General features: G+C 67.1%; 8 protein-coding genes. 6 read left to right on the forward strand and 2 right to left on the reverse strand.

The annotated features are described in order from the left end of the window. The first annotated feature begins 135 nt into the window (after nucleotides 1–135). Entirely contained in the window at nucleotides 136–3,648 is a 3,513-nt protein-coding gene (gene dnaE, locus AC1DO7_RS13565; protein WP_441612490.1) for a DNA polymerase III subunit alpha, read from the forward strand. Between the two features lie 59 nt (nucleotides 3,649–3,707). After that, on the forward strand, nucleotides 3,708–4,964 hold the full coding sequence (locus AC1DO7_RS13570; RefSeq protein ID WP_441612489.1) for a glycosyltransferase: 1,257 nt from the start codon (nucleotides 3,708–3,710) through the stop codon (nucleotides 4,962–4,964). On the opposite strand, the gene AC1DO7_RS13575 is transcribed toward AC1DO7_RS13570, so the two are convergent. Further along, a complete protein-coding gene (locus AC1DO7_RS13575) occupies nucleotides 4,912–5,679 on the reverse strand; it encodes a glycosyltransferase family 2 protein (protein WP_441612488.1) in 768 nt (255 codons plus the stop codon). The two genes, AC1DO7_RS13570 and AC1DO7_RS13575, sit on opposite strands and share 53 nt — an antisense overlap. A gap of 32 nt (nucleotides 5,680–5,711) precedes the next feature. Between AC1DO7_RS13575 and AC1DO7_RS13580 the strand changes: the two genes are divergently transcribed. The 4 genes from AC1DO7_RS13580 (at nucleotide 5,712) to AC1DO7_RS13595 (ending at nucleotide 10,760) form a co-directional block, all read left to right on the forward strand. Next, nucleotides 5,712–6,944: an O-antigen ligase family protein gene (locus tag AC1DO7_RS13580; RefSeq protein WP_441612486.1), complete on the forward strand. Its 1,233-nt coding sequence runs from the start codon at nucleotides 5,712–5,714 to the stop codon at nucleotides 6,942–6,944. Further along, nucleotides 6,941–8,710, forward strand: coding sequence for a lipid A export permease/ATP-binding protein MsbA (gene msbA, locus AC1DO7_RS13585; protein WP_477116228.1), 1,770 nt, complete (start codon nucleotides 6,941–6,943; stop codon nucleotides 8,708–8,710). Before AC1DO7_RS13580 ends, msbA begins: the two co-directional genes overlap by 4 nt. A 130-nt stretch (nucleotides 8,711–8,840) precedes the next feature. Next, complete coding sequence (locus AC1DO7_RS13590; RefSeq protein ID WP_441612483.1) at nucleotides 8,841–9,434, forward strand: peroxidase-related enzyme; 594 nt, start codon at nucleotides 8,841–8,843, stop codon at nucleotides 9,432–9,434. 108 nt (nucleotides 9,435–9,542) lie between these two features. Continuing rightward, a complete protein-coding gene (locus tag AC1DO7_RS13595) occupies nucleotides 9,543–10,760 on the forward strand; it encodes a cation:proton antiporter (RefSeq protein WP_441612482.1) in 1,218 nt (405 codons plus the stop codon). A 3-nt stretch (nucleotides 10,761–10,763) separates the two neighbouring features. Here AC1DO7_RS13595 and AC1DO7_RS13600 read toward each other — a convergent pair. Beyond that, nucleotides 10,764–11,113: hypothetical protein (locus AC1DO7_RS13600; protein WP_477116229.1), on the reverse strand; the 350-nt coding region annotated here is incomplete at its 5' end.

Raw genomic sequence — 11,113 nt, forward strand, 5'->3', positions numbered from 1 at the left:
TGATTGGAAAGGCGAAATTATAGCGCCTCAAAGGCCGCGCGCCGGCTTTTTCCCAGCGCGGGGGTCAAGCTTGCGCGCGCGGCGCCCGCGCAAAGAACGCAGGCGCAGGCATGCCGAGCCGGTACAATCACGCCCATGTCTGCACCTCGCTTCGTTCATCTCCGCCTCCACTCCGAATACTCCGTCGTCGACGGGATCGTGCGCCTCGACGACGCCGTCAAGGCCGCGGCGGCCGACGGCATGGGCGCGCTCGCCCTGACCGACCTGGCCAACGCCTTCGGCCTGATCCGCTTCTACAAGGAAGCGCGCGGCGGCGGCGTCAAGCCGGTGGTCGGCGCCGACGTCTGGCTCACCAACGCTGAAGACCGCGACAAGCCCGCGCGGCTGCTCCTGCTGGTGCAGGACCGGCGCGGCTACCTCAACCTGTGCATGCTGCTGTCGCGCGCCTGGCTGTCCAACCAGCACCGCGGCCGCGCCGAGATCGAGCCAGGCTGGTTCGATGAAGCCGGCGAAGAGGGCCTGCCGCTGGCCACCGGCCTGATCGCACTGTCCGGTGCCATGGGCGGCGACGTCGGCATGGCGCTGGCCAACGGCAACGACGCCGCGGCCGAGCGCGCCGCCGCGCACTGGGCCAAGGTGTTCCCGCAGCGCTTCTATATCGAGCTGCAGCGGGCCGGCCAGCCCGGCACCGACTCCTATGTGCAGCAGGCGGTGCAGCTTGCCGCCAGGATGCGCCTGCCCGTGGTGGCCACGCATCCGGTGCAGTTCATGACGCCCGACGATTTCACCGCGCACGAAGCCCGCACCTGCATCGCCGAAGGCGAGCTGCTGGCCAACCCGCGGCGCACGCGGCGCTTCACCACCGACCAGTACTTCAAGACGCAGGACGAGATGTGCGCGCTGTTCGCCGACATCCCCTCCGCGCTGGAAAATGCGGTGCAGATCGCGCGCCGCTGCAACCTCACGCTCGAACTCGGCAAGCCGCGCCTGCCGCTGTTCCCCACGCCGGACGGCATGTCGCTCGACGACTACCTGGTCCAGCTGGCCAAGGAAGGCCTGGAAAAGCGCATGGAGGTGCTGTTTCCCGACGAAGCCGAGCGCGAGGCCAGGCGGCCCGAATACTACGCGCGGCTGGAGTTCGAGACCGGCACCATCATCAAGATGGGCTTTCCCGGCTACTTCCTGATCGTGGCGGACTTTATCAACTGGGCCAAGAACAACGGCGTGCCGGTGGGCCCGGGGCGGGGCTCCGGCGCCGGCTCGCTGGTGGCCTATGCGCTCGGCATCACCGACCTGGACCCGCTCAAGTACGCGCTGCTGTTCGAGCGTTTCCTGAACCCGGAACGGGTSTCGATGCCCGACTTCGACATCGACTTCTGCCAGCACGGGCGCGATCGCGTGATCACCTACGTGAAGGAGAAGTACGGCAAGGACGCGGTCTCGCAGATCGCCACCTTCGGCACCATGGCGGCCAAGGCCGCCGTGCGCGACGTGGGCCGCGTGCTGGACCTCGGCTACGGCTTCGTCGACGGCATCGCCAAGCTGATCCCGTTCAAGCCCGGCAAGCTGGTCACCATCGAGGAAGCCAAGAAAGAAGAGCCGCTGCTGACCGAGCGCGAGAACAACGAAGAAGAAGTGCGCCAGCTGCTGGAGCTGGCCCAGCGCGTCGAAGGCATGACGCGCAACGTCGGCATGCACGCCGGCGGCGTGCTGATCGCCCCCGGCAAGCTCACCGACTTCTGCCCGCTGTACACGCAGGGCGGCCAGAACGACGGCATGAGCGGCGTGGTCAGCCAGTACGACAAGGACGACGTCGAGGCCGCCGGCCTGGTCAAGTTCGACTTCTTGGGCCTGACCACGCTGACCATCCTGGACTGGGCCGAGCGCTATATCCGCCGGCTCGATCCGTCCAAGGCGGACTGGAACTGCAGCCACATCCCGCTCAGCGATGGTCCGGCCTTCGATATCCTCAAGACGGCCAACACGGTGGCGGTGTTCCAGCTGGAAAGCCGCGGCATGCAGGGCATGCTCAAGGACGCCAAGCCCGACCGCTTCGAAGACATCATCGCGCTGGTGGCGCTGTACCGCCCGGGCCCGATGGACCTGATCCCCAGCTTCTGCGCGCGCAAGCACGGGCGCGAGAAGGTGGAATATCCGGACCCGCGCGTCGAGCCGGTGCTCAAGGAGACCTACGGCATCATGGTCTACCAGGAGCAGGTGATGCAGATGGCGCAGATCATCGGCGGCTATTCGCTCGGCGGCGCCGACTTGCTGCGCCGCGCCATGGGCAAGAAGAAGGCCGAGGAAATGGCCCAGCACCGCGAGCTGTTCCGCGCGGGCGCGGCCAAGAACGGCCTTACCGCCGAAAAGGCCGACGATACCTTCGACCTGATGGAAAAGTTCGCGGGCTACGGCTTCAACAAGTCGCACGCGGCCGCCTATGCGCTGCTGGCCTACTACACGGCCTGGCTTAAGGCGCACCATCCGGCCGAATTCATGGCGGCCAATATGTCGCTCGCCATGGACGACACCGACAAGGTCAAGATCCTCTACGAGGACTGCAAGCTCAACAAGCTGAAGGTGCTGCCGCCTGATGTCAACGCCAGCGAGTACCGCTTCGCCCCGACGGACGCCAAGACCATCCGCTACGGCCTCGGCGGCATCAAGGGCTCGGGCCAGGGCGCCATCGAGGACATCCTGCGCGCGCGCGAGGAAAGGCCTTTCGCCGACCTGTTCGATTTCTGCGAGCGCGTCGACCGCCGCCAGGTCAACCGCCGCACCATCGAGGCGCTGATCCGCGCCGGCGCCTTCGACAGCCTCAACGACAACCGCGGCCAGTTGCTGGCTTCGGTGTCGCGGGCGATGGAAGCCGCCGAGCAGAAGGCCGAGTCCGCCAACCAGGTGTCGCTGTTCGACCTCATGGCCGACGCCGGCGAGTCGCACCGCCCCGAACTGGTCGACGAGCCGCGCTGGCCGGCCAAGCGCACGCTGCAGGAAGAAAAGCAGGCGCTCGGCTACTACTTCTCCGGCCACCTGTTCGATGCCTACCGCGACGAGGTCGGCCGCTTCCTCAAGGGCACGCTCGCGGGCCTGGAGAAGGAGGTGCAGGGCAACGGCGGCGGCTACGGGCGCGATGTGCGCGGCAAGGTGATCGCCGGTGTCATCACGGGCATGCGCACCCAGATGACGCAGCGCGGCAAGATGCTGATCGTGTTGCTCGACGACGGTACCGGCCAGGTGGAAATGACCGTGTTCAACGAACTGTTCGATGCCAATCGTCACATGTTCCGCGATGATGAACTGGTGATCGTGCAGGGCAACGCGCGCCACGACACCTTTACCGGCGGTGTGCGTTTCACCGCCGAATCGGTGATGGACCTGGTGGCCGCGCGCGCCAAATATGCCGAGGCTGTGGGGCTGGCCATCAACGGCAATGCCTCCACCGAGCTGCTGCGCGAGCTGCTGACACCCTATCTCGCTACGGTGGCGAACACGCCGGGCCTGCCCGTGCGCGTGAGTTATGCCACCAGCGGCGCGCGTTGCGAGGCGGAGCTGGGGCGGCAGTGGCTGGTCACGCCGTCCGACGATGCGCTTGCCAGTTTCCGCACGGCGCTTTCCGGCGAGAACGTGCGCATGCTGTACGGTTGACCGGCCGCTTCCTGCCCGGTCAGCCAGCCCGTCATTACATGGATCAACCACGCCCCCGCATGGCCAAGCAACGCATCCTTTTTCACCTGACCCACTTCCTGCGCGGCGGCATCGAGACCTCGCTGGTTTCGCTGCTGGCTTCGCTGGACCGGGAGCGCTTCGAGCTGGGATTGACGCTGACCTATCCGACCGAGGCGCTGGAAACGCACTTTCGCGCCATGCTGCCGCCGGACGTCAAGATCCATATCCTGGCGCCGGAGCGCTGGCTGTCGCATTTCCGGCAGATGAAGAAGGCGGGCAAGCTCGGCCCGCTCGGCAAGATCTACGAGGAAGTGCTGCTGCCGCCGCTGCGCAAGCCGCTGGTCAACCGCCGTTTCCGCAGCATCGCGCGCGACTATGACCTGGTGATCGACTACGATATGTCGCTGTCGCGGCTGACCGGCCGCCTGCCTGTGCCCATGATCGGCTACCAGCATTTCAGCGTGGCGCACCTGGAGCGCGAGAACCGCCGCAAGCTGCGCAAGCTGCGGCGCCAGTGCCGCGAGCACTATGACCGCATCGTGGTGCTCAACGACAGCATGCTGGCCGACGCGCGCGCGCTGATCCCCGAGGCCGCGGGCAAGTTCGTCCGGCTCTACAACGCCACCGACCTGGACCGGATCCGTGCGCTCGGCAGCGCGGCGTTCAGTCCGCCCGCGCGTCCCTACATCGTCTCCGTGGGGCGCCTGGAAGAAAGCCAGAAGGATTTCACCACGCTGTTGCGGGCCTACGCCGCGCTGGTCCGTGGCACCGGCCTGTGCGAGCGCCTGGTGCTGGTGGGCGAAGGGGCATCGCGCGCACGGCTGGAAACGCTCGCGCGCGAACTGGGCATCAGCGAACGGGTCACTTTTGCCGGTTTCCAGGCCAATCCCTATGTGTGGATCCGCCATGCGCGGCTGATGGCCTTCAGCTCGAAGATGGAAGGCTTGCCCAATGTACTGCTGGAAGCCATGGCGCTGGGCCAGCTGGTGGCGAGCACCGATTGCCCGGTGGGGCCGCGCGAGATCCTGGCAGATGGCAAGGCCGGCCTGCTGACGCCGGTCGGCGACGTGCACGCGCTGGCCGAGGCGATCCGCCGCGGGCTGGAGGATGCGCCCTTGCGGGCCAGGCTGCTGGCGTTCGCCGCAAGCCATATCGAGCAGATGGGGTTCGGCCCCACCTCGGCGGCCTTCAGCGCGTGCGTGGACGATCTGCTGGGCGCGCCGCACCCGGTGGTGGCCGGGCCTAGTGCTGCGGCTCCTGCTGCTGCGTCTTCTGCCGCAGGTACCACAGCTTGATGTACTTGTAGTAGCTGGCCTGACCGTTCATCAGCGCCACGCCCAGGCCCTGCGCGCCGTCGAGAAATCCGCGGCGCATCAGGTAGGTCCGCAAGAAGGCCCAGACGCCGTGCAGCACTGCGCTGGCCGGCGAGGCGGACTTGCCGCGGGCGAAGCCCTGCTGCGCGCCAAGCGTGGAGTACTGGTCGACCTTGCGCAGCACCTGCGAGAAATCGTCGTAGGTATAGTGCAGCAGCGGCGAGGCCAGTTTTCCTACCGGGCCATCGGCGACCACGCGCTCATGCACCAGGTCGTCGGTAAAGCGGGCACGGCCGCGCCGGAACAACCGTGTGACGTAGTCGGGGTACCAGCCGCCGTGACGGATGAAGCGGCCGCAAAAGCGCGACAGGCGCGGCATTTCGTAGGCATTGGCCTGGCCGGACGCCACCGCCGCCAGGATTTCGTCGCGCAGCTCGGGGGTGACCCGTTCGTCGGCATCGAGGGAGAGGACCCACTCGGTGTCGGCCTTGGAGACAGCCAGGTTTTTTTGCGCGCCGAAGCCCGGCCAGTGCGCGCTTTCGAAGACCTCGGCGCCCAGGCTGCGGGCCAGCTCCACGGTGCCGTCCTGGCTACCCGAATCCACTATAATCGCGCGGTCGCACCAGGACACGCTTTCCAGGCAGGCCCGGATATTGTGTGCCTCGTTTTTTGTAATCAGTACGACTGAGATTTTCATAGGGCTTGTCTATGGTGTTTCGTGYGGGAAAAGTGACCTCCATCGCCAATGCGCTGGTCCTGGCATTCCCGATCCTGCTGCTTTGCGTGCCCAAGGGTGCCGGCATCTTCCTCGCGGGCATCGTGGTGCTCGGGCTGCTGGGCTACCGTGGCATGGGGAGCACATGGGCGCAGTATCGCGCCACGCTCTATCCGCTCGGGCTCGCTATTCTAGCCGCCGTGCTTGTGTTCCTGGCATCGAAGCTCTACTTCGGCGTGCCGTGGAACGTGATCGACAACCCATCCAGGATCCTGCTGCTGCTGCTGACCTGCCTGGTCGTGCTGAGAACCGCGCCCGACCCGCAGCGCATCTGGGGCGGGATCACCGTGGCGCTGGCGGCAAGCCTTGTGCTTGTACTGTTCCAGCGCTGGGTGCTCAACGATCCGCGGCCGTCGGCCTGGACCCAGGCCATTGCCTTCGGCAACATGGTTGCCGCGCTGGGACTGATCGGCTTCGTGCGTCCGGGTGACAACCGCAGGGCGCACCTGATCGCCTGGCTCAACCTGGCACTGGCGGCTGCCGTACTGATCGTCAACGGCACGCGCGGCGCCTGGCTGGCGCTGGCCGTCACGATGGTGCCATTGCTGTTCGTGCGCTACCCGAGCATGAAGCCGGCGAGATTCTTCGGCGCGGTGGCGCTGATCGTCGCGCTGGCCGCGGGGCTATATCTCGTTCCCAATAGCCCGGTCGCGCAGCGGGTGGATCTCGTGCGTGGGCAATTGGAGCAGTTCCAGAACGGGAATACCGAGACTTCGGTTGGCGCCCGGCTCAAGACATGGGAACTCGCGGTGGATTCGATCCGGCTGCATCCGTGGCTCGGCGTGGGCATCGGGCAGTTTGCGCGGATCCCCAAGGGCTCGGCCTTCTGCAAGGCCCACAATGCGTCCGACGTCTGCATTCTCGAGCACGCCCACAACGACGTGCTCGAGGCGGCTGCCACCACCGGCATGCCTGGCCTGCTGGCCCTCCTGGGGCTGTTCCTGGTGCCCGGTTTCCTGTTCTGGCGGTTGCTGCGCATCTGCTGCCGCAATGCCAACACCCTTGGCGTGAGCCTGAGCGCTTCCGGCATCGGCGTGGTCCTGGCCAGCCTGATCAGTGGCCTGACGCAGGTGACCATGGCGCACCAGGCAAATATCGTCTTCTATGCGGGCGTCATCGGACTCCTGCTGGGCCTGGCCGCGGTACAAACAAAATATCCCCGCACCGACGGGGCGGAGAAGCTGTGAACGTTCGAGAAAATAATGCCCCGCAAGGCCGCGAGGCCGATACCCTGAAGCGCGTCTGGGCCTATCTGCGCCCGGAGATGCGCATCTTCGTCGTCGCCATCATCGCGATGGCGGTGGTGGCGGGCGCGGAAGGCCTGATCCCGAAGGTCGTCAACGACCTGCTCGACAAGGGGTTCGGCGGCGCCTACGTGGGCAAGCTCTGGCACGTGCCGGCGCTGCTGACCGGGGTGGCGCTGATCCGCGGCGTGGCGCAGTTCGCTTCGGGCTACCTGCTGAGCCTGATCTCCAACCGCGTGTTGCTGAAGATGCGCATGCAGATGTTCGAGCGCATGCTGCATGCGCCGGCGCTGTTCTTCCACCGCAATACCGCGGCCTCGCTGATCAACGCGGTGATCTTCGAGGTCAACCAGGTCATGCAGATCCTGACGGGCGTGCTGATCACGCTGGTGCGCGATTCGCTGACGGTGCTGGCGCTGCTGGTCTACCTGTTCTACACCAACTGGCGGCTGACGCTGGTGGTGGCGGTGATCCTGCCGGTGATCGGCYTCGTCATGTCCAAGGTCAACCGGCGCCTGCGCCGGCTCAACCGTGACCACCAGGCCCTGACCAACAGTGCGGCCTATGTGGTCGAGGAAGCCGTGGGCGGCTACAAGGTGGTCAAGCTGCATGGCGGCGAGCAGTACGAGACCTCGCGCTTCGCCGCCATGGCCGAGCGCCTGCGCGGCTATTCGATGCGCATGGCGGTGGCGGGCGGGCTGAACCAGCCGGTCACGGCCTTCCTGGCGTCGCTGGCGCTGTCGGTGATCCTGACCATCGCGATGATCCAGTCGCAGTCGAACCAGACCACGGTAGGCAGCTTCACCGGCTTCGTGATGGCCATGCTGCTGCTGATCTCGCCGCTCAAGCACCTGACCGACCTCAACCAGCCGCTGCAGCGGGGCCTGACCGCGGCCGAGATGATCTTCGGCCTGATCGACGAGCCGGTCGAGCGCCAGGAAGGCGGCCTGCCGCTGGCGCGCGCGCGCGGCGACCTGGTGTTCGAGAAGGTGAGCTTCCGCTACGGCGACGCGGGCAGGCCGGCGCTGGACAAGGTCGGCTTCCACGTCAGTGCCGGCGAAGTGGTGGCGCTGGTGGGGCCGTCCGGCAGCGGCAAGACCACCCTGGTCAACCTGGTGCCGCGCTTCTTCGATCCGACCGAAGGCCGCATCCTGCTCGACGGGCAGTCGATCGACGTGTTCGCGCTGAAGGACCTGCGCAACCAGATCGCCTTCGTCAGCCAGGACGTGGTGCTGTTCAACGGCACCGTGGCCGCCAATGTCGCCTATGGCGTGCATACGGAGGCGGACATCGATATTGCCCGTGTCGAGCGCGCGCTGGCGGCCGCCTACCTGACCGATATGGTCAAGGGCCTGCCGCAGGGTCTCGAAACCAATATCGGCGACAACGGCATGAAGCTGTCCGGCGGCCAGCGCCAGCGTCTGGCGATCGCGCGCGCGATCTACAAGGACGCGCCGATCCTGATCCTCGACGAGGCGACCTCCGCGCTGGACTCGGAATCGGAGCGCCAGGTCCAGGCCGCGCTGGAGGCCTTGATGGTCGGCCGCACGACGCTGGTGATCGCGCACCGCCTTTCCACCATCGAGAACGCCGACCGCATCGTGGTGCTCGATCACGGGCGCGTGGCGGAGCACGGCAGCCACGAGGAACTGCTGTCGGCCGAGGGGCTGTACGCCGGGCTGCACCGCATCCAGTTCGCCACGCACTAGGCGCGGCGCGCCATTGCGCCGGCCGGGCCGGGAGGCATCCGCCTCCCGCGCCACATCGTTTCGCCGCGGTGCGCGGGTGCGGGCGCCAACTTCGCTAGAATGGCATGCAAACCACAGCGCAGAGGAAGACATGAGCAAGCCCGACGCACCGCCGATCAGCCGCTATCCCGTTCCCGCCCTGGCGGACCTGCCGGAAGATATCCGCGCGCGCATCCTGGAAGTCCAGGACAAGGCTGGCTTCGTGCCCAATGTCTTCCTCACGCTGGCGCACCGGCCCGACGAGTTCCGCGCATTCTTTGCCTACCACGACGCACTGATGCTCAAGGAGGGCGGGCTGAGCAAGGGCGAGCGCGAGATGATCGTGGTGGCGACCTCGGGCGCCAACCAGTGCCTTTACTGCGTGGTGGCACATGGCGCCATCCTGCGCATCTACGAGAAGAAGCCGGCGCTGGCCGACCAGGTCGCGGTCAACTACCGCAAGGCCGACATCACGCCGCGCCAGCGCGCCATGCTGGATTTCGCGCTCAAGGTCTGCCAGGACTCCCGCGATGTCTCCGATGCCGATTTCGCTGCGCTGCGCGATCACGGCTTCAGCGACGAGGACGCCTGGGACATCGCCGCCATCACGGCGTTCTTCGGCCTGTCCAACCGCATGGCCAACACCATCGGCATGCGGCCCAATGACGAGTTCTATCTGATGGGGCGGGTGCCGAAGGCAAAATAGGGACCGTTCACACAGGAGGCCGCGCATGCGCCGCCTCCTGCCCTCGCTGCGTTTTCCACCCGTTCAATCCTCTCTTCCCGCCCGCCCGGCCGGCACGGCGTCTCCATCTTGAATCCCGTCTCGCTTTTCTTTGCCCAGGCCTGCCTGGTGGTAGGCACGCCCTTCGTCCTGTGGCGCGGATTGCGCATTGGCAGCATCGTGCCGCTGGTGGCCATGCAGATCGTGGGTGGCATCCTGCTCGGGCCCTCGCTATTGGGCGCGCTGTGGCCGCAGGGCTGGCAGATGCTGTTCGGCCCGGCGCAGCTGTCCGCGCTGTCGGGCCTGCAGTGGCTGGCGGTGGTGCTGTTCGCTTTTCTTTCCGGCCTGCATATCGGCGGTGCCGGGCAGCAGGGGATGCGGCGCATCGCCACGGCGGCGGCGCTGGGCAGCGTGCTGGTGCCGTTCGTGCTCGGCACGGCGGCCGGCGCGTGGCTGGTGCATGCCGCGCCGGCGGTGGCCGGGCATGCGGCCTCGCCCTGGCAGTTCGCCGTGGCGGTAGGCGTTTCGATGGCGGTGACCGCGCTGCCGGTGCTGGGCGCCATCCTGCGCGAGATGAAGCTCTCCGATTCCGTTCCCGGCCAGCTGGCGCTGGGCTGTTCGGCCTTCAGCGATGCTGCCATCTGGCTGGTGCTGTCGGCCATCCTCGCCAGCGCGGGCCGCTCCTCCGCCGGCGATTTCCTGCGCCTGGCGCTGTTCGGCGCGCTGTATGTCGGCGCCATGCTCTGGCTGGTGCGGCCGGCCCTGGCGCGCCTGCTCGCGCGCATGAACGCCAACGATGCGCGCCTGGCCCTGGTCGCGGTGCTGATCTTCGCCTCCGCGCTGGTATCCGAAGCGATCGGCCTGCACTACATCCTCGGCGGCTTCCTGGCCGGCGTGGTGCTGCCGCGCGATGCGGCCGCCGATCTGCGGCGCCAGCTTGAACCCACCACCGTGGTGGTATTGCTGCCGTTCTTTTTCCTGATGACGGGGCTGCGCACCGATATCGCCATCGGCGGCCGCGAGACCCTGCTGGTGTTCGGGCTCAGCACGCTGGTCGCCGTGCTCGGCAAGGTGGCTGGCACCGCGCTGCCGGCGCGCATGGCTGGCCTTGCGCCGCGCGAGGCATGGATGCTGGGCGCGCTGGTACAGACCAAGGGCCTGATGGAAGTGGTGGTGCTGGGCATCCTGTTCGAGGCCGGCCTGATCGGCACCACGGCGTTCTCCGGCCTGCTGCTGATGGCGCTTGCCACCACCGTGCTGGCCAAGCCGCTGACGCGCGCCGCCTCCCGTCTGCGCGGCGCTGCCTGAGCGCTACCTGATCTCGGCGCAGGCGCCGCTGCGCGGATCGAACAAGACCGGCCACGCCTGCTCGTAGATGCCCGGTGTGCAGTGCTTTTCGCAATGGGCGTGAGCCAGCGTCACGCGCCGCGGATCCTGCCAGACCATCAGCGTGCAGCCACTATCGTCGATCGCGCGCAGTTCGATATGGGGGGTCTTGCGGGTCTGGCGGAACTCGGTCAGGTCGAAATGGCAGGAGCCGCGCCTGCCCACCCACAGGGTCCAGCTGAGGCTGCGCACATCGTTGCTCGCCACGCGCATGTGGGCGTCCTCGCGGAAGCCGTCGTCTTCCGTGCGCTGGCAATTGCCGGCAATGTCGATGT

The sequence above is a fragment of the Cupriavidus sp. 05N40 genome (assembly GCF_056397305.1).